The 18,326-nt window shown below is 46.2% G+C and carries 17 protein-coding genes and 1 tRNA gene; 9 read left to right on the top strand and 9 right to left on the bottom strand.

The features are described 5' to 3' along the window. Positions 1 to 30: 30 nt before the first annotated feature. The 6 genes from rlmD to strainIA91_RS07850 all read right to left on the bottom strand — a co-directional run bounded on the left by rlmD (position 31) and on the right by strainIA91_RS07850 (position 5,520). Positions 31 to 1,443 carry a 23S rRNA (uracil(1939)-C(5))-methyltransferase RlmD gene (rlmD, locus tag strainIA91_RS07875; RefSeq protein ID WP_400166236.1) on the bottom strand — a complete coding sequence of 471 codons (1,413 nt, stop codon included), beginning with the start codon at positions 1,441 to 1,443 and terminating at the stop codon, positions 31 to 33. A gap of 212 nt (positions 1,444 to 1,655) precedes the next feature. Further along, complete coding sequence (gene deoC / locus strainIA91_RS07870) at positions 1,656 to 2,351, bottom strand: deoxyribose-phosphate aldolase (protein ID WP_400166235.1); 696 nt, start codon at positions 2,349 to 2,351, stop codon at positions 1,656 to 1,658. Between the two features lie 65 nt (positions 2,352 to 2,416). Further along, positions 2,417 to 3,793 (bottom strand): phosphoglucosamine mutase, encoded by a 1,377-nt coding sequence (gene glmM, locus strainIA91_RS07865; RefSeq protein ID WP_400166234.1) that lies wholly within the window; start codon positions 3,791 to 3,793, stop codon positions 2,417 to 2,419. Between the two features lie 52 nt (positions 3,794 to 3,845). Continuing rightward, positions 3,846 to 4,037: a 30S ribosomal protein S21 gene (gene rpsU, locus strainIA91_RS07860; protein ID WP_400166233.1), complete on the bottom strand. Its 192-nt coding sequence runs from the start codon at positions 4,035 to 4,037 to the stop codon at positions 3,846 to 3,848. A gap of 34 nt (positions 4,038 to 4,071) precedes the next feature. Continuing rightward, positions 4,072 to 4,968, bottom strand: coding sequence for an RNA polymerase sigma factor RpoD/SigA (locus tag strainIA91_RS07855; protein WP_400166232.1), 897 nt, complete (start codon positions 4,966 to 4,968; stop codon positions 4,072 to 4,074). A gap of 198 nt (positions 4,969 to 5,166) precedes the next feature. Continuing rightward, the gene (locus strainIA91_RS07850) at positions 5,167 to 5,520 is read right to left on the bottom strand and encodes a four helix bundle protein (protein WP_400166231.1); all 354 of its coding nucleotides are present in this window, start codon (positions 5,518 to 5,520) and stop codon (positions 5,167 to 5,169) included. 321 nt (positions 5,521 to 5,841) lie between these two features. On the opposite strand from strainIA91_RS07850, the gene strainIA91_RS07845 reads away from it, so the two are divergent. From strainIA91_RS07845 to strainIA91_RS07835, 3 genes are all read left to right on the top strand, one after another. Then, positions 5,842 to 6,600, top strand: coding sequence for a TerB family tellurite resistance protein (locus strainIA91_RS07845; protein ID WP_400166230.1), 759 nt, complete (start codon positions 5,842 to 5,844; stop codon positions 6,598 to 6,600). A 24-nt stretch (positions 6,601 to 6,624) separates the two neighbouring features. Continuing rightward, a complete protein-coding gene (locus strainIA91_RS07840; protein WP_400166229.1) occupies positions 6,625 to 7,536 on the top strand; it encodes a carbohydrate kinase family protein in 912 nt (303 codons plus the stop codon). 110 nt (positions 7,537 to 7,646) lie between these two features. Beyond that, on the top strand, positions 7,647 to 8,906 hold the full coding sequence (locus strainIA91_RS07835) for a glucose-6-phosphate isomerase (protein WP_400166228.1): 1,260 nt from the start codon (positions 7,647 to 7,649) through the stop codon (positions 8,904 to 8,906). Between the two features lie 764 nt (positions 8,907 to 9,670). On the opposite strand, the gene strainIA91_RS07830 is transcribed toward strainIA91_RS07835, so the two are convergent. The 3 genes from strainIA91_RS07830 to aspA form a co-directional block, all read right to left on the bottom strand. Then, positions 9,671 to 10,438 (bottom strand): SDR family NAD(P)-dependent oxidoreductase, encoded by a 768-nt coding sequence (locus tag strainIA91_RS07830; RefSeq protein ID WP_400166227.1) that lies wholly within the window; start codon positions 10,436 to 10,438, stop codon positions 9,671 to 9,673. A 450-nt stretch (positions 10,439 to 10,888) separates the two neighbouring features. After that, the gene (locus strainIA91_RS07825) at positions 10,889 to 11,653 is read right to left on the bottom strand and encodes a biotin--[acetyl-CoA-carboxylase] ligase (protein ID WP_400166226.1); all 765 of its coding nucleotides are present in this window, start codon (positions 11,651 to 11,653) and stop codon (positions 10,889 to 10,891) included. Beyond that, complete coding sequence (gene aspA / locus strainIA91_RS07820; RefSeq protein ID WP_400166225.1) at positions 11,650 to 13,491, bottom strand: aspartate ammonia-lyase; 1,842 nt, start codon at positions 13,489 to 13,491, stop codon at positions 11,650 to 11,652. Before aspA ends, strainIA91_RS07825 begins: the two co-directional genes overlap by 4 nt. A 128-nt stretch (positions 13,492 to 13,619) precedes the next feature. Between aspA and strainIA91_RS07815 the strand changes: the two genes are divergently transcribed. The 6 genes from strainIA91_RS07815 to strainIA91_RS07790 all read left to right on the top strand — a co-directional run bounded on the left by strainIA91_RS07815 (position 13,620) and on the right by strainIA91_RS07790 (position 18,259). After that, complete coding sequence (locus strainIA91_RS07815) at positions 13,620 to 13,937, top strand: NifB/NifX family molybdenum-iron cluster-binding protein (protein ID WP_400166224.1); 318 nt, start codon at positions 13,620 to 13,622, stop codon at positions 13,935 to 13,937. After that, positions 13,934 to 14,779, top strand: coding sequence for a 4Fe-4S binding protein (locus strainIA91_RS07810; RefSeq protein WP_400166223.1), 846 nt, complete (start codon positions 13,934 to 13,936; stop codon positions 14,777 to 14,779). Before strainIA91_RS07815 ends, strainIA91_RS07810 begins: the two co-directional genes overlap by 4 nt. Then, a complete protein-coding gene (locus strainIA91_RS07805; RefSeq protein WP_400166222.1) occupies positions 14,776 to 15,648 on the top strand; it encodes an ATP-binding protein in 873 nt (290 codons plus the stop codon). The genes strainIA91_RS07810 and strainIA91_RS07805 overlap by 4 nt, the downstream gene beginning before the upstream one ends. A gap of 72 nt (positions 15,649 to 15,720) precedes the next feature. Continuing rightward, positions 15,721 to 15,809, top strand: a tRNA-Ser gene (locus strainIA91_RS07800). A 1,031-nt stretch (positions 15,810 to 16,840) separates the two neighbouring features. Further along, positions 16,841 to 17,488, top strand: coding sequence for a PAQR family membrane homeostasis protein TrhA (gene trhA, locus strainIA91_RS07795; protein WP_400166221.1), 648 nt, complete (start codon positions 16,841 to 16,843; stop codon positions 17,486 to 17,488). 378 nt (positions 17,489 to 17,866) lie between these two features. Continuing rightward, the gene (locus tag strainIA91_RS07790; protein ID WP_400166220.1) at positions 17,867 to 18,259 is read left to right on the top strand and encodes a NifB/NifX family molybdenum-iron cluster-binding protein; all 393 of its coding nucleotides are present in this window, start codon (positions 17,867 to 17,869) and stop codon (positions 18,257 to 18,259) included. Positions 18,260 to 18,326: the final 67 nt, after the last annotated feature.

Below are 18,326 nucleotides of genomic sequence, written 5' to 3'. Positions count from 1 at the left end.
GATGTTTTGAGCAATGATCTTATTTCAGCGTTATGTTTTTGTCAGAAGTGCCACAGACTCGATATGAGGTGTATGGGGAAACATATCCACCGGTTGAATTTTATCCAGAGAATAGCCGCTTTCTACTAGCAATGCCGAATCCCTTGCCTGGGTTGCCGGATTACATGAGACATAGATAATTTTCGGCGGGGCCAGGTGAATCAGCTGTTGGATGAAATCGGGATGGAGACCGGCCCGTGGAGGATCCACAACCGCCAGGTCAGGTGCCGGTAAGGATTGAATCAGATCCGGATTTTTTTGAAAAAATTTATCCAGATTGGCTTCAAAAAAGTGACAATTGGAAATGTGGTTTTTCTCTGCGTTTTGCCTGGCGTTTTGAATGGCATCCCGGATCATCTCAAAACCTAAAACCTCGTTGGCCTTTTGGGATAAATAGAGGGCAATGGAACCGGTTCCGCAATAGAGATCCCATACGGTTTCATGTCCTGTCAATTCGGCAAAGTCTTCCACAAGAGAATATAGCTGTTCGGCACCGGATGTGTTGGTTTGAAAGAAGCTGTTGGCGGATATTTCATATTGTATAGGACCGATGCGGTCATGAATAATTCCCGGTCCATGAAGACGCCATTCCTTTTGACCGAAGGCGGTCATCCCCAGGGAATCATTGATGTTATTGACCACCGTTGTCACAGAAGGAAAACGTGGGAGTATATGTTCAACCACAGGTGTCAGCTGTTCAGGTGTATCATCCCGGGTTACAAAATTGACCATCATTTCCCCGGTGTGGTAACCTTTGCGGATTACCACATTCCGCAGATACCCTTCATGAGTCCTGGCGTTGTAAAGTGAGAGCCCCTCTTTTTTCACTTCTTTCCGGATTTCCTGAAACAGGGCGTTGCTCTCATCATCCTGTAACAGGCAGGATTCAATATCCAGTATTTTGTCAAAACGCCGGGGAGCATGGAGACCCAGTGCAAAATCCCGGGGAGTTCCCGGATCATTTTCTTTCATAAACCACCGCTCTGTCCCGGCTGAGAATTCCATTTTATTTCTGTATCCCCACAAAACCGGTGCGCCTTTCACCGGCAATATGGTCGTGCTCAATTTTCCCAGATGTACGAACACATCACGAATTTGCTGCTCTTTGATCTGGCATTGGGTTGTATAGTCCAGATTTTGGAATGAACATCCGCCACAATCGGAAAAATAAGGACACGGGGGCGGGGTATAATGTGGGCTCTCTTTCAGAATTTCTTCAATGATGGCTTCTGCATAATGAGATTTACGTTTGATGATTTTTACCCGAAGCGATTGACCTGGAAGGGAATTACGGACAAATATTACATAATCGTTCAATCTGGCAATGCCTTTACCGCCAAAGGCAATACTCTCGATCGTAACTTCATGGATGGAATTTTTTTTTACGGGATGAGGGGTGTTCATAGGTAATCTTGATGTTGTATTGATATGTTTAGAAATTCATATTATTTAAAAAAATATCATAAGTATATAATAATAACAAAATAAACTTGACACTCTTATTTTCGGGACCTGTATTACCCCCGGGGTGGGGGGCGAAGACCTGCAGACTTTCATATATGTTCATAATGTTATAACTGATATTTTCATCAGGGTTGTCTGGAATTTGCCGTGGTTTAATATGTCTCTTTTGCGCCTGTTTGCCCGGTGACAATTTTCACACCGGATGAGGTCCCGATTCGGGTGGCACCGGCCTGTATCATGGCCAGGACTGTCTGCATATCACGGATACCGCCCGAAGCCTTCACTTCCATCCGGGATCCGACGGTTTTCTTCATTAGTTTGATATCTTCAACCGTTGCGCCACCATTTGAAAAACCTGTGGATGTTTTGACAAAGTCTGCCCCGGCCTTTTCACTAAGTTCACAGGCCAGAATTTTTTCTTCATCCCGTAAAAGACAGGTTTCAAGGATCACCTTGACCTGAATCCGGTTGTTTTGGGTGACCTTTTTGACGGCTTCTGTAACAGCCCGGATATCCGTTTCCACATCGATTGTCTTCCCGGATTTCAGGGCACTGATGTTCATCACCATATCCACTTCGTCAGCCCCGTCTTCAATGGCCTGCAGCGTTTCAGCAACTTTTACCACCGTGGTACTGGCGCCCAGTGGAAAACCAATCACCGTGCAGACTTTGACGTCTGTATTTTTTAATTGGCCTTTACATAAAGAGACCCAATAGGGGTTGACGCATACTGAAGCGAACTGATATTCTTTCGCTTCCTGGCATAGTTTGATAATCTGTTCCTGTGTTGCATCGGGTTTTAACAGGGTGTGATCAATATACCGGGCAATGTTCTCTTGTTTTTTCATGTGTATTCCTTTCTGGAATGCTGATTCTTGACACGTCCTAACTCTCAACTCAACACTCCAATTCTCTACTCTCCACTCTTAACTCTCAACTCCCTTTTAATTTCCCCAATCATCGCTTCGCCCAGGGATTCTGCTTCTTCGAGGGTTGGGGCTTCTGAATAGATCCGTAAAATAGGTTCGGTATTGGATTTCCGAAGGTGTACCCACCGGTCCTGATCAAGAATTTTTAGTCCATCCGTCGTATCCGTTTCTTTTTGTGCAAACCGTTTTTTCAACGTTTCAATAATGGCATCAGGATCAGACTGACCGATCTCTACCTTTTTCTTGCTCATCCGGTACTGAGGCAGAGATGCAAAAATATCGCTGAGGGGTTTATTTTCATCGGTGAGCAGTTGGAGGATTAACGCTGCCCCCACCAGGCTGTCCCTTCCCAAATGTGAATCGGGTAGTATGACTCCCCCGTTTCCTTCGCCACCAATCACGGCATTTTCGGCCTTCATGGCAGATGAGACGTTGATCTCGCCTATGGCCGTGCGGAGGATTCTTCCTCCAAAACGATGTGTCACTTTATCTACTGCAAGGGTGGTGGAAAGATTGGTGACAACCAGGGGATTTTTTCTGTTTGTTTTGGAAAGGACCGTTTTTAACGCCATGACCAGGGTATACTCCTCGGACAGGTAGCGTCCGCCTTCATCGACAATGGCCAGACGGTCTGCATCAGGATCTACGGCCATGCCAAGGTGGGCGTTGTGTTTAACGACAGCATCCATCAAATCTTTCAGGTTTTCCGGAAGTGGTTCCGGTGTGTGTGGGAAATTCCCGTTTGGTGTGCAATGGACTTCGACCACATCACACCCCAACGTTTTCAAAAGGGCCGGAAGCGCCAGTGAACCGCCACCATTCACCGCATCCACCACCACGCGGAAATGTTTTTTCCGGATTTTATCCGCCTGGATATAAGGAATTTCCAGGATGTTGTCTATGTGGTATGCCAGGGCTGTCCCTTCTTCTCTGTAGGATCCGAACTCACCGCTTTTTTTGTAGGATGTATGGGTCAGATTTTTCAGGGACATGATTTTTTGCACCTGATCGGCATTCATAAAGAGTCCGGTACGATCGATATATTTTATCCCGTTCCAGGGAAAAGGATTATGACTGGCAGTAACAGCAACCCCTGCATCGGCATTTTTTTTCTCTGTGAGTAATTGGACAGTGGGGGTGGGGACAATACCGATATGGATGACATCAATTCCCATCCATTGGAGAGTTGCGCTGAAAATCCGGACAATGGCTTCTCCCGAGGGACGGGAATCCCGGCCAATAATAACGGTGCCCTTTGATTTGAGATAGGTTCCCAAAGCAGAAGCATACTGAACAATATGTGCCGGTTGCAGGCTGTCTCCGATGGTTCCGCGGACACCGGAAATGGATTCAATGAGCATGGTTTATCCTCCCTGAAATGGAAAAGTCCGGACTTCTCCGGACTTCTCAGGCTTACTTACTGTTACGAAGCCGTCTCAAGCGTCTCTCCGCCTTTGCCCGGCGGATCCGTTTGTCCTGGCTGGGTTTCACATAATAAGAGATCTTATTGATATCCCTCATGATCCCGGCCTTTTCAAACTTCTTCTTGAAACGCTTCAGTGCTTTTTCCAGTGGTTCGTCCCTGTGTACAGTTACTTGAACCATTGTGAAAAGTCACCACCTTTCTGTTATGTTACCATTAGCCTAAATAGGACCTTAATTTCCGGCTTCGGGACTTATGTCGCAGTCGCCGAATGGCCTTTTCTTTAATTTGTCGCACCCGTTCACGGGTCAGATTGAATTCTTCACCGATTTCATTGAGGGTAAGGGCATATTCACGGTCAATGCCGAAATACATCTTAATCACGTCCCGCTCCCGGTCTTTCAATGTATCCAGGGCTGAACGGATTTCAGATTCCAGACTCTCATCCATCAAGAGATGATCCGGTGTTTGCTGCCCGCTGTCTTCAATAATGTCAATCAGTGAATTCTTCTCCCCATCCCGAAAAGGGGCATCCAGCGAGTGATGACGCCGGGAAATCCGGACTGCATCGGAAATTTCGTAGGTTTTGAGTCCCAATTTGTCTGCAATCTCATCCGGATTGGGTGTCCGTTCACCCGTTCCTTCCAGCTCTTCTGCCGCCCGGGTGATCTTGGTGATCGTGCCTACCCGGTTCAAGGGAAGACGGACAATCCGGCTGTGTTCCGCCAGGGCCTGCAAAATACTTTGCCGAATCCACCATACAGCATAGGATATGAATTTGAATCCCCGGGTCTCATCAAAACGTTCTGCCGCCTTGATTAAGCCCAGATTTCCTTCGTTAATCAGGTCCGTTAAAGGTAAACCCTGTCCCTGATAATCCTTTGCCACACTCACGACAAATCGCAGGTTTGCCTCGCATAATTGTTTCAATGCCCGGCGGTCTCCCTGCTTAACCCGCTTCGCCAGTTCAATCTCTTCTGCCGGTTTTAACGGTTCAAAATGACCGATTTCATCTAAATACCGGCTCAATGCCCTATTGGCATCGTTCGTCGAACGCTGTTTCTTGCGTCTCCGGGTCTTCGGCTTTGTCTCAGTTGTCTCTTTTTTTTGCATAATTCCCCAATTTTAACACAACAAAGAAATGTATTATTTCTATCCTATAAATTCAATGAATATTTGGGGAATTCGTTACAATTTTTTTTGTTCAAGGGCTCAAGGGTTCAGGAGCTCAAGGGCTCAAGGGTTCAGGAGCTCAGGGGTTCATGGGTGAAATTTATTATTTTTTTAATAGAATTATTATAATTGAATTGTTTATTTACTGAATGTTTTTAAATATTTAATATACTTTACAATTTTAGGTCTTAAAGTATTTATTGAGTTTGAAATATTTTGATTATTACAAATATCTAATTTTTTTGCAATAATAAATTGTGTATCAAGTTCTGAAAGGGATGCCAAAGCAATATACAAAAAGTAGATATTCTCTTTATCTGATTGCCTTGCAGCACCTTCTGCAATATTTGAAGGAATAGATATTGCTGCTTTTCTAATCTGAGAAACTAAACCAAATTTTTCTTCATCAGGAAACTCCAATGTGGCTTTATAAACCCGTTCAACCAAATCGATGGATTGTTTCCAAATATCTAAACTTTTATGAGTGCCCATATACACCTCATATTTTAATTATCAAAAATTGATCTGCAAATAGCTATTGCTTTTTATTATAATTAATTATGTAGAATCTGTCAACATAATTCAATAATTATGATATATAATATTAATTAATATCTCTTGAAGCAACTTCCCCCTGAACCCCTGAACTCATGAACCCCTGAGCTCCTGAACCCCTGAGCTCCTGAACCCCTGAGCTCCTGAACCCATGAACCCATGAACCCCTGAACCCATGAACCCATGAACCCATAAACCTTTTCCCTTGAATTTCCCCCTCATTTTCTCCAATTTCCCACTGAATAAAAATTGGGACGGATGATGGCCATATCATATAAGACAATTATTGGGGCAGGACTGGGATGGGTGCTTTTAGGACCTATCGGTGCGATATTGGGAGGGATTTTGGGATCCCGGCTGGATGAAAGAGAACAGGGAGGAGCCTACCGGCTTTCAGGGGGACATCCTTACGGCAGGCCTTCTGCACAGACACAGATGGGCGATTTTTATGTGAGTCTGATGATCGTTTTTGCCTATGTCGTCAAAGCCGATTCCAAAATCCGTAAAGGGGAAGTAGAATATGTCAAACAGTACCTCATGCAAAATATCTCGGACCAGAATTTTGTCCAGGAATTGATGTATCTTTTTAAGCAGACATTGGAACGGGATATTGATATAACCGGCGTGATCCGGCAAATCTCTATGTACCTGGATCTGTCTTCCCGCATCCAGTTTCTCCACCTTCTTTTCGGACTGGCCCAGGCTGATGGGCAAATTGACCGGGCTGAACGGAAGGCTATTGAAAAAGTCGCCATGAATCTGGGTTTTTCTGTTCAGGATTATGAGTCTGTTCTCAATGTTTATCAACCGAAAACGGATGATGCGCTCTATAAAATTCTGGAAGTCAGTCCCCAGGCTACTGATGATGAAATCAAGGCTTCCTATAAACGCCTTGCCCGTCTCTATCATCCGGATAAAGTGGCACACCTTGGACCGGATTTGGTCAAAACCGCCGAGGAAAAATTTAAAATGATTAACGATGCCTATCAGCAGATTCGCACCATCCGGCAGTTTTAAATGATACCCGGAGAAAAGCAGAGAATGCCGAAGGTTTACGCAAGCGGTCTTCTGGTCTATGACCATGTGTTGTTTTTGGATTCTTACCCTGCCCTGAATGAAAAAAGGATCACATCAGACTTCCACCGGTTTTTTGGCGGACCGGCGTCCAACGCCCTTGCCTTTCTTTCCCGTTCCGGTGTGGAAACGGCTCTGCTTGCGGCGGTAGGGGATGATGGGACCGGCCGGACGGTGGTTGATGAAATCGGAAGCCAGGGTGTCAGGACGGATTTTATTCAGACCAAAAAAAAGTTAGCCAGCCCCGTTGCCTATATTCTCATCGAAAAATCCAACCATGGTAAACGGACAGCAATCTTATCCCATGATGTACTATGCTGTCCGGCATACCACGCCGACTTTGTCGAGTCCATGACTCCCGGAGATATCCTGCTTCTGGAGGGCCGTTACGAAGAAACTGAATACCGGCTTGGCCGGGAAGCCCATGAAAAGGGGGTTATTACTGTTCTTGATCCCGGAACCCGCGTACTAAATCTGGAAAAATGGTCTACCTGTATCGATTACTGGCTGGTTCCGAAGGAAGGTGTCACCCAAACTCTGGGCACAATCGATCTTTTTACAGCCTGTCATTTTTTATCCAAACCACCGGTGAAGATGGCGGGCATTACGCTGGGAGCCGGAGGGGTGGTATATGGTAACCGGGAAGGCACCGCCTTTCAGCCTGCCTTTCATGTGGATGCAGTGGACAGCAACGGCAGCGGGGATATTTTTCATGCGGGGTTTATCTGGGGACTCCTTCAGGGATGGGATATACCGGCCTGCGTAGAATTCGGGGCAGCAGCCGGGGCACTTGCAGCCACCTTTATCGGGACCCATTCACCAGAGCTGACAGCCCAGGCAATCAAAAGCCATTTTACCTTTCACCATCTTCCAGATTAATGCAGTGTTTCATATCTTTTTTCCGTAAAGATGAATGAATTTTTTTAAAAAAACCTGCGACGTTTTGAAAGTCACCGTATCAAACAGATAAAAGAATAAGGATCGAGCCCATGTCTGTACGCTATGATGATGAAAAACTTTGCCATTCATTTGAACCCATTCATGTGGAAGATGTGGAGGACAGAACCCATGAATCCCTCCATCTGCTTCTGGATAGAAAAGGCCCCGGACATGAATTTTTAGGATGGATGGATTTGCCTTTGCAAAGCCCTGAAGAATTTGAACCACTGTCCCGCGTGGCTGAGGAAATTAAATCAAGTGGCGACCTCCTGGTCTGTGTGGGCATCGGAGGATCTTATCTGGGAGCCAAAGCCGTTATTCATTCCCTCTTTCCTGAAAATGACAGGATTCGCTTTGCCGGTCACCATTTGAGTCCTTTGGAATTAAGCCGGCTCCTGAAAGAACTCGAAAACAAAGATTTTTATATCAATGTCATTTCCAAATCCGGGACGACCACCGAACCGGGTGTGGCATTCCGCTTTTTAAAGCAATTGGCTGAGAAGAAATATGGAAAAGAAACTTCCAAACGGATCATTGCCACAACCGATGCTTCAAAAGGTGCCCTTCGCACCCTGAGTGAGCAGGAGGGATACCGGACTTTTACCATTCCGGATAATGTGGGCGGACGGTTTTCTGTCCTCACTCCGGTAGGACTCCTGCCCGTACTTGCCACCGGGGGAGATCTGAAAAAGATTTTGAAAGGTGCCAAGGCCGGATATCAACAGGGATCTCTTGATGACCGGCAAAATCCGGCTTTTCGCTATGCCCGGAACCGGAAAATCCTTTGGAAAAACGGAAAAGCCATTGAAATCCTTGCCACCTTTGAACCGCAGATGCACTATCTTGCCGAATGGTGGAAACAGCTTTTTGGAGAAAGCGAGGGGAAAGAAGGAAAAGGACTCTATCCGGCTTCTGCTGATTTTACGACGGATCTTCATAGTCTGGGGCAATGGATTCAGGAAGGAACCCGGAATATTTTTGAAACATTCCTTGTGATTGAACACTATGAAACAGATCTTGCCGTGGAAAAAAGCAGGCAAAATCTGGACGGACTGGATTATCTGACGGGTAAAAAAATGAGCTGGATTAACCGGAAAGCTTATGAAGGAACCCGCCAGGCCCATGAGGATGGCGGAGTGCCGGTTTCTGCCTTTTACCTGGATCGCCTGGATGAGGAAAACCTATTTGAATTGCTGGTCATCTTTGAATTTGCCATTGCTATCTATGGATATACATTGGGCGTGAATCCCTTTGACCAGCCCGGTGTGGAAGCGTACAAAAAGAACATGTTTAAACTGCTTGGGAAGTAATTGTTTAGTCGGCAGTCATCAGTCGGCAGTCATCAGTCGACAGTCATCAGTCGAAAAAAGTCATCAGTCGAAAGTCATCAGTCGACAGTCTGCTCTGTGGATGGGTGAAGTGTATTTCACAGGGTGGACAGTCTACAGTGACGAGGGGATTGGGAGGATTTGGGGGATCGAATAAATTGATTCGTCAAAAGCGAGAACAACTTTCAACGTCCAACTTCCAAAAGGCACAACGTGCCAGCCTTCTTCGCTACAGACAGTCGACTGAAAAAGTGACGCGTAACGCGTAATGCGTGACTAGGGGGCCAATCATCCAATCCCCCAATCCCCAAGCTACTGTCCACTGCCGACTAACGACTGTTGACTGTCGACTTTCGACTGAAACCCCAGGAGCGAAGAAACGCCAATTTCCAGCTACCAACTTCTTTAATAGAATTGACGATTCATTTGATTTAGCACCAGGATTATAAGAGAGATGTGATATATAATTTCGCTTAGGTGACGCCCCCCACCCCGGGGGTAAGATACACCGAAAAGCGACATAAAGCAAGATAATATTGTTAATCGTATATATGAATAGTTGAATGACAAAGTGGATAACATATAGATTAAAAACTGCTGTACTTGATATTTAAGAAAAAAACTATATTATTATCAAAAATATATCTTTTTTATAAAATCTAATTCAATCATTCACAAGATGAATTCTGAATGCTGAATTTTAGAATTCAGCATTCAGAATTTAGTGTGCATCGAGAACTGCCTTCTCAGGCCGTCATGCCACCATCCACCGGATTGACGGTACCTGTGATGAATTCACTATCGTCACTGGCAAGAAACAAGACCAGTCTTGCGACTTCTTCATTTGTACCGTACCGTCCCAGTGGAATGGATTGCTCAAAACTTTTCTTTGCTTCTTCTCCCTGGCCTGGTGCAAATCCTTCTTCCAAAGACCGCATCATCCGGTTGTCAATAGGAGACGGATTGACGGTATTCACACGGATTTTATGGGGAGCTCCTTCCAGGGCAGCAGAGCGCATCATCCCAATAATTGCATGTTTACTGGTCACATAAGGCAGGACATTAGGGGTACCTTTTATACCTGCAACAGACGATGTGATAATCACGGAGCCGCCCTTTCCTGATTTTTTCATCAAGGGGAAGATATATTTGAGTCCGTAATATACCCCATGGACATTCACATCGATGACTTTCCTGTAAAGGTCCGATGGATAATCCTCCAAGGGCAGGACCTTCCCTTCGATTCCTGCATTGTTGAAAAATATATCAACATGACTGAAGAGCTCTTCTGCTTTTTTTGCGTAAGCCTGGACCTGCTTTTCATCTGTTACATCCGCTGCAAAATAGTGTACGTTTGGATTGTTTATCTTTTCAACGGTCTTTTTTAAATCATCTTCATGTAAATCAACAAGAAGAACCTTTGCTCCTTCTTTGGCCATCAATTCACCGGTAATAGAACCGATTCCACCGGCACCACCAGTGATGACTGCTGTTTTTCCTTCAAAACGTTTCATCTGCTTGCCTCCTTTTTTAATAAGAGGTTTTTGAATACTAAAAGTTACTTGATGATCGCACTTAGCTATGCTCAGTGTTCAAACGTTTTCGGCGTTCAAAAATTCAAGTGGCACTATGTGCCGTTCAATTGCTTCACTGCGCAGCAGCGTTTGAACACCACAAAGTGGTGATTGAAAACCGCGTAGCGACGGCAACTTCCAGCTTCCCAAAAAGCACGAAGTGCCAGCCTTCCTCGCTACAGACTGTCGACTGCCGACTGAAAAAGTAACGCGTAATGCGTGACAAGGGGGCTAATCATCCAATCTCCCAATCTCCCCAATCCCCAAGCCACTGTCTACTGCCGACTAACGACTGTCGACTGAAGCTCCAGGAGCGTAGCGACGCCAACTTCCAACTTCTAACTTCCAACTTCTTAAAAAAGCTGCGAAGCAACACTGAGATGCCTGAATCTAAACCATCAGGATCACCGTTTCCCCATCTTCTTCACATTTTAAATACCCATCCTTTGTGAATTCCCGGGGAATCACAATCCGCTGATGTTTTCCTTCCGTTAAAATCAAGGATTTATCTTTGCTGTAAAGTACGCGGTTGAGCTCAGGCAGGTAATGGCTGAAGCGCAGGTGTATAAAATCCCGGTAGTATGCATCCGCCCGGTCCAGAAGATCCTCCAAAAAAGATTCAGGTTCCGTTGGGTTTCCCGTCAGTTCATAGAGTGAAATCGCCGGGGACCGGAGATTGGAAAGATGCTGCATGGGATTATTGAGGTTGATGCCCATTCCGATGACAGCGCGAGAACCCTGATAAGCTGTATGACTTTGGATCAGGATTCCGGCGATTTTGTGATAATCTGCATACACGTCATTTGGCCATTTGATGGTGAAAAAATCCTCCCGGGTCCGATCCGCCAGGACATTCCGGATCGCCAGGGCACAGAGGAGCACATAGGGGTAAAAAGCACTTAGCCGGGGAATATCCTCAAATAAAATGGAAAAATAGAGTCCGCCCTGTGGGGAATTCCATACCCGGTCGTAACGTCCTCGCCCTTTGCTTTGTCTCAGACTCCATAACACGTCCCCGGAATGGAAGAGTTTTTCCGGATCCTTCAGCATCACGTCATTGGTCGATGTAATTTCTCTGGTTTTGAAGACTCTTTTTGCGATTTGGCGATGGGGAAAAGTGAATAATTCAGGATCTGATGGGGATTGATCTGTCATCGAATCATTGTCTCCGGTTTCAAAATATTATCCAGTTCTGTTTCGCTCATCAGGTGTTTATCCAAAACAATCTCGCGGATGCTTTTATCTTTTTCAAGGGCTTCCCTGGCAAGGTTGGAACACATCTCATATCCCAGTCTGGGCAAGAGAGCGGTGACAATGCCGATACTCCGCTCTACATATCCACGGGTCACATCGGGATTAGCCGTGATATTCCGGACCGTCCGTTCTGCCAGCACAATGCAGGCTTGCCGGAGATGACTGATACTCTTAAACAGAGACCAGGCAATCACCGGTTCCATAACGTTCAGCTGCAGTTGTCCTGCCCCGGCAGCCAGAGTGATGGTCACATCATTTCCGATGACTTCAAAAGCCACCTGGTTCACCACTTCAGGAATGACGGGATTCACCTTTCCGGGCATGATAGAACTTCCGGGCTGGACGGGGGGGAGGTTGATTTCGTGGAGACCTGCCCGGGGACCTGAAGACAAAAGGCGCAGATCGTTGCAGATTTTGTTCAGTTTGGTCGCCACCCGTTTCAACACACCGCTTACCTGGACATAGGCACCGGTATCCTGGGTGGCTTCCACCAGGTTTTCAGCTGTTGTCATTTTTTTTCCGGTGATGGCTTCCAGGTGTTTCCGCACCGCTTCCGTATATTCCGGATCGGCATTGAGTCCCGTCCCGATGGCTGTGGCTCCCATGTTGATCTCTTCCAGCAGTTTATCCAGCTCTTTTACCCGATCAATATCCTCATTCATCATGATGGAAAAGGTGGAAAATTCCTGTCCCAATGTCATGGGGACTGCATCCTGAAGCTGGGTACGTCCCATTTTGAGGATATCCCTAAATTCTTTGCTTTTGGTATCAAAGGCTTTTGAGAGTTGTTTCATGGCGCCAGTGAGGAGCTGCAGACTGAACCGCAGGGCGATGCGCAAGGCGGTGGGATATACATCGTTAGTACTCTGGCTCAGGTTGACATGGTTATTGGGGTGGCAGTAGTCGTATTCACCCCGTTTGTGTCCCATGATTTCCAGCGCCCGGTTGGCAATCACTTCGTTGGCATTCATATTGGTGCTGGTCCCGGCGCCTCCCTGGTAAACATCCACTACAAATGCCTCATGATGACTTCCGTCGATGATTTCATCGCAGGCCTGTATGATAGCCATTGCGACTGCTTCATCCAGCTTGCCCAGCTCGTAATTGGCCAGAGCTGCAGCTTTTTTGACCATCGCCAGGGATTTTACCAAAGTAGGGACCTTACTGATGCCGATGCGGGAGATGGGAAAATTTTCAAGCCCCCTCAGAGTCTGAATGCCGTACAAAGCCTCGTCCGGGACATCCCGCTCACCCAGCAGATCATGTTCTTTTCGTGTGTGGTGAACGGTTTCCGTCCCTTCCGGCGATTGTACATGGATCATGCTGTGGGCAAAGGCCTTGTAAGCATTGGTCTGAAGTCTGTCAAAGATCTCCCTGTGCCAGTGTCGCAATTTCTCCAGTCCCTGAAGATCCAGTTCCAGCGTTTTCAGAGCCGTCGCTGCTTGTCCCGATGCCTTATGGGGCGAATGATCCTGCCGGAGTATCCGTTCGGAAATCACCGATCCTGCCTGATACATGGCTTTTGGCATCATTTCATCCCCAATCCCCTGAAGGATGGTCAGCCGGCCGCTGAGAATAATGTACAAAGCCTCCCGGGGCATGCTTTCGTGAAACAGAAATTCATCCTTTGGATAAGTTTTGACCTTGGAAAGCCGGATAACCGTATCCAGATCTTTTTTCTGAAATGATTTGAAAAGGGGCTGACTTTCCAGGATTGCCAGGATCTCTTCTTTTTTCATGGCTCACCACCTGTTTAAAATTGACGGGATAATTTACACAAGACCCGGCAAAGAGGAACAGGACTTTTTTGCTTTTCATAATGAACATAAGTTCATAAAATACCATCTTGTATTCAGGAGGCAAAACAATGAAAATCTTATTTCCTTCGGTAGGAAACACTTTAGATTCGGAGATGGATAACCGTTTTGCACGGGCGGACTGGTTTGTGGTTGTTGATACGGAGACCATGGAGTCTTATGCCTTGCGGAACGGGGAAAAAGAGGGTGGCCATGGAGTAGGTCGCGTGGTGGCTCAGTATGTGGTAGATGCCGATGTAGACATGGTTGTGGCACCTCAGGTAGGTCCCAAGGCACTGACTGCTCTGGAAAGTGCCGGTGTTAAGGTAATTACCGGTAAAAGCGGCAAAATCCGCCACATTGTGGAAGAGCTTGTGGCTGATCAATGAATCTTGCCATAGTCAGTGGAAAAGGGGGGACGGGTAAAACCACCGTTGCTGTAAACCTTGCAGCGTATATGTCCCGGGAGCGGGATATCCGCCTCTTGGATGCCGATGCCGAGGAGCCTAATGCCGTCTTGTTTTTTCAGGCGGATATGAGTCGTGATATGGCGGTCTCTGTGATGGTTCCCGAAATCCTCCATGAAAAATGTACCCGATGCCGTAAATGTGTGGAAATGTGTGAATATAACGCCCTGATGATGACCCGGAAGGGAGTCCTTTTAAGTCCGGATTTGTGTCATAGTTGCGGGGCGTGCATGTATGTATGTCCGGAAAAGGCTATCCTTGAAAAGTTCCGGGAAACAGGCCGGATCCGGGAGTATCACTGTAAAGCGTATCCCCGTCTTCAGGTGATTGAAGGTGATTTACACCGGGGTGAGAGCCGTGTGACTCCGGTGATTGATGATGTGTTGAGTTATGCAGGTCCGTGTACCATCATAGATGCTCCGCCGGGGACTTCCTGCCCGGTTGTGGAAACGGTAAAACATGCGGATCGTGTTTTGGTCGTGACAGAATCCACCCCTTTTGGATTGCATGATTTAAAGGGGGTTGCGGCGATGCTCCGTTTGATTCGAAAGCCTTTCCAGGTGGTAATCAACCGTCATGGTCAGGGGGATGATGGTGTGGAAAACTGGTGCAAAGAAGAAGGGATTCCGGTTGTGTTAAAAATTCCTTTCCGGGAGGATTATGCCCGTGTGATAGCCGGTGGTGGATTGTTGATTGAACACTTTCCCCGGTTTCGGGAAGATATGGCCTGCCTGGCGAAAGATTTGTGCGGGAAGGGCTTATGAAAGAACTTGTGGTCATCAGTGGAAAGGGAGGAACAGGTAAGACCAGTGTTACTGGTGCTTTGGCTGTCTTGTGGGATCATGCCGTATTTGCCGATTGTGATGTGGATGCTTCCAATCTGCCCATTCTCCTGAATCCGGAAATCCGTGAAAAATTGCCTTTCAGTGGCGGGAAAAAGGCGGAAATTGTGGAGGATGACTGCACGGGATGCGGCTTGTGTGAGTCTTTATGCCGTTTTCATGCCATTTCTCAGGAGGATAACGGTATTTATCAGGTGGACCCACTTGCCTGTGAAGGATGCGGCTTGTGTTTTCGTGCGTGTCCTATGGATGCCATCCAATTTGAACCAGTCGTCAACGGAGAATTGTATATCTCAGATACAGCCTGGGGGGAGCTCATTCATGCAGAGTTATATCCCGGGGAGGAGAATTCCGGAAAGCTGGTGACGGCTGTCCGGCAAAAGGCACGTGAAACAGCCGGGGCTAAGGGGAAAAGCTGGATACTCACAGATGGGGCACCGGGGACCGGCTGTCCGGTGATAGCTTCGCTGACCGGTGCATCGGGTGTATTGATTGTGACCGAACCGGGTGTTTCGGCCATACATGATCTGGAACGGATTCTTGAGCTGACGAAGCACTTTTCCATTCCTGCCATGATACTCATAAACAAGGCGGATATATCTCCGGAGCAGAAAGAGCGCATCCGGGATATTGCCAGGAGGGAAAAAGTGACAGTATTGGGAGACATCCCGTACCATCCATCTTTTACGAAATCTCAGATAAAGGGAAAGCCGGTCACACTGGATGGAGCCCCGGAGCTATATCGTATATTTGAGCACCTCAAGCAGCTCATCCTGGAAAAGCTCGCCTGAAAAATCCATCAAACTATTTTGCATCATCAGTGAAAAGTCCTATATTTTTCGGCTGTTTGAAAGGCAGTCAAAGGAGAGGTGGCCGAGTGGCTTAAGGCGACGGATTGCTAATCCGTTTTGCGGGGTTACCTGCAACCAGGGTTCAAATCCCTGCCTCTCCGCTTTTTTCCCGCTGAGATGATGAGAGTTTTATCCTCCCGCAGAGGGCGCAGAGTAGCAGAGGTTTTTTAATATTCATCCCGCAGAGGGCGCAGAGTAGCAGAGGTTTTTAATATTCATCCCGCAGAGGGCGCAGAGTAGCAGAGGTTTTTAATATTCATCCCGCAGAGGGCGCAGAGTAGCAGAAGTTTTTAATATTCATCCCGCAGAGGGCGCAGAGTAGCAGAGGTTTTTAATATTCATCCCGGAGAGAGTGCAGAGTAGCAGAGATTTTTAATATTCATCTGCAGAGAATGCGGAGACGCAGAGGGGATTGTTGGGTAGTGGCAGTCGGTAATTGATAGTCGACAGTCGTCAGTCGTTAGTCGTCAGTTGACAGTGGCGAGTGGATTGGCACTACGCTGTACTCAGTGTTCAAAGAATTCAATTGTACCAAGGAGGCTTTTTTAGTAGTTGGAAACTGGAAATTGGCATCTCGATACACCCGCCAGCCGGCGATCTACTCGATGACCGGGCTTCGCGTCGCTCCAGACATATCAATCAAATCAATCGAATCAATCTATTCAATTCTCCGTGAAATATACCGATAAACCGGATCCCTTTTCACGGGGCAGGCAATCGACAGAAAAGTAACACGTAACGCGTGACAAGGGATTCAAGCACCTCACTGCGTTCGGTGATCAATAGCCGCTACGCGGCTTTCAAACGCCGCTGCGCAGCGTTCAAATGTCGACACCTGGAATCCTTGAACGGCACGAAGTGCCGCTTGAATTTTTGAACGCCGAAGGCGATTGAATGCTGAGCGCAGCGAAGTGCCAATCATCCAATTCCCAATCGAATCAATCTCCCCAACCCCCTCGCCACTGTCGACTGTCCACTGCCGACTGATGACTGGATTGGACTTTAAGCTTTTTTAAACAATCAAAATTACACTACCGTTAAAAGTGCATTCAAATCTAAAATTTTCCATAAATAATGATTAAATCTATCTGGAAATGATTATCTTGAATTGTAAAATAAACTGGAAGTTTCCATGGAAAAGACGTACAAAGACCGGCCATTTATTGTCCCTGAAGAAATTGCCAATGCAGTAACACATGGTATTGGATTTCTGCTGAGTATTGTAGCTTTAGTGCTCTTGATTTTCCGGGCAATCGAGGCGGGGACAGCCTGGCATATCACCAGCTATACCATCTTCGGAAGCAGTATGATACTGCTCTATCTCATGTCCACACTGTATCACGGCATTCCTAAAAAAGGAGCCCGAAATGTCTTCCGCCGAATGGATCATGCGGCGATTTTTATTCTCATTGCCGGGACCTATACACCTTACACCCTGACCGTCCTCAGAGGTCCCTGGGGATGGACTCTTTTCGGGATTGTGTGGGGAGTTGCTCTGGCAGGAATCATCTTGAAAACTGTCTATTTCAAAAAATATTATAAGGCAACCAACTGGGTTTTTCTGGCTTTGGGATGGATTGTGATTATTGCCGGTCCTGCATTGATCCGGCAACTGCCGTTGAAAAGTCTGATCTATCTCTTTGTGGGTGGCGGCCTCTATTCCATCGGGTATTTTTTTCACCGTTGGGAAAAACCCATCTGGAGCCATCCCGTATGGCATCTCTTTGTCCTGGGCGGGACCTTCTTCCACTTTTTATCCATCATGAATCTCACCGCCTAAAAAGCAAAATGCTCTTTTATATTAGAACATAAAATTATCCATTCTCAAGGAAAAGAACCGGGTTTTAAAGAGACGGTATGTGGAAACATGCGGAGTTCTGAGATCGAAAGGGTGATATGGTTTGGATTAAAAATAATTCCTGGAAATTTTTTGGGATTTTATTATGACCTGTTAAGATTTTTTCCAGGCTCATTATTTCTCTTTTCGTATGTGGTTTACCTGAATTTGAAACATTTTGAGCCTTTCTACATTAAGAAAATTGAACTGAAAAAATCTTGTTAGGAAGTATACGGAATCAATCTTATTTTTTTGGTAGAAGTCATGTTGCATATAAAACTCAAAACCAATAATTATTAAAAAAAGTGGTGTGGTTATCAAATGGAATTATTAATTGGAATAGGAAGTAACGACGGACAAAATCTACTTAAGGATCACTTCGGAAATTCAAAATATTTTTATATTTACCGGTTCACAGAACAAGGTGAAAGTTTTGTGGAACGAATAAAAAACATAAAATATCACGAAGATGAATCCATCAAACATGGTGATCCGGGCAAGGCTCAAGCCACAGCGGAAGTCCTGAAAGGTCTGGATGCAATTGCAGGATTGCGTTTCGGTCCTAATATCAACCGCTTGCTGAAGAAGTATGTCTGCATCATTGTTAAAAGACATACTGTTGAGGAAGCGATCACAGTACTGCGGGAGCATATTGAACATATTGTTGAGGCAAAAGAAAAAGGAGAAACTCGGAAACATCTGGTGCTTCATTAAGAAAACTTAATTTGGTATATGCTAAAATCTTATGACTTGTTGACTTTTCACACATATCAACCCGTAT

The organism is Candidatus Neomarinimicrobiota bacterium, assembly GCA_041154365.1.
In the GTDB taxonomy this organism is placed as follows: domain Bacteria; phylum Fidelibacterota; class Fidelibacteria; order Fidelibacterales; family Fidelibacteraceae; genus Fidelibacter; species Fidelibacter multiformis.
The sequence above is the reverse complement of the archived record's forward strand: the minus strand, read 5'-3'. Positions and strand labels throughout refer to the sequence as shown.

Coding starts and splice junctions, on each gene's coding strand:
- strainIA91_RS07840 (WP_400166229.1), top strand. CDS start 6,625: ATGCCGAAGGTTTACGCAAGCGGTCTTCTGGTCTATGACCATGTGTTG.
- strainIA91_RS07835 (WP_400166228.1), top strand. CDS start 7,647: ATGTCTGTACGCTATGATGATGAAAAACTTTGCCATTCATTTGAACCC.
- strainIA91_RS07855 (WP_400166232.1), bottom strand. CDS start 4,968: ATGCAAAAAAAAGAGACAACTGAGACAAAGCCGAAGACCCGGAGACGC.
- rlmD (WP_400166236.1), bottom strand. CDS start 1,443: ATGAACACCCCTCATCCCGTAAAAAAAAATTCCATCCATGAAGTTACG.
- strainIA91_RS07805 (WP_400166222.1), top strand. CDS start 14,776: ATGAAAGAACTTGTGGTCATCAGTGGAAAGGGAGGAACAGGTAAGACC.
- strainIA91_RS07815 (WP_400166224.1), top strand. CDS start 13,620: ATGAAAATCTTATTTCCTTCGGTAGGAAACACTTTAGATTCGGAGATG.
- strainIA91_RS07825 (WP_400166226.1), bottom strand. CDS start 11,653: ATGACAGATCAATCCCCATCAGATCCTGAATTATTCACTTTTCCCCAT.
- strainIA91_RS07790 (WP_400166220.1), top strand. CDS start 17,867: ATGGAATTATTAATTGGAATAGGAAGTAACGACGGACAAAATCTACTT.
- aspA (WP_400166225.1), bottom strand. CDS start 13,491: ATGAAAAAAGAAGAGATCCTGGCAATCCTGGAAAGTCAGCCCCTTTTC.
- strainIA91_RS07810 (WP_400166223.1), top strand. CDS start 13,934: ATGAATCTTGCCATAGTCAGTGGAAAAGGGGGGACGGGTAAAACCACC.
- strainIA91_RS07830 (WP_400166227.1), bottom strand. CDS start 10,438: ATGAAACGTTTTGAAGGAAAAACAGCAGTCATCACTGGTGGTGCCGGT.
- strainIA91_RS07850 (WP_400166231.1), bottom strand. CDS start 5,520: ATGGGCACTCATAAAAGTTTAGATATTTGGAAACAATCCATCGATTTG.
- rpsU (WP_400166233.1), bottom strand. CDS start 4,037: ATGGTTCAAGTAACTGTACACAGGGACGAACCACTGGAAAAAGCACTG.
- strainIA91_RS07845 (WP_400166230.1), top strand. CDS start 5,842: ATGATGGCCATATCATATAAGACAATTATTGGGGCAGGACTGGGATGG.
- deoC (WP_400166235.1), bottom strand. CDS start 2,351: ATGAAAAAACAAGAGAACATTGCCCGGTATATTGATCACACCCTGTTA.
- glmM (WP_400166234.1), bottom strand. CDS start 3,793: ATGCTCATTGAATCCATTTCCGGTGTCCGCGGAACCATCGGAGACAGC.
- trhA (WP_400166221.1), top strand. CDS start 16,841: ATGGAAAAGACGTACAAAGACCGGCCATTTATTGTCCCTGAAGAAATT.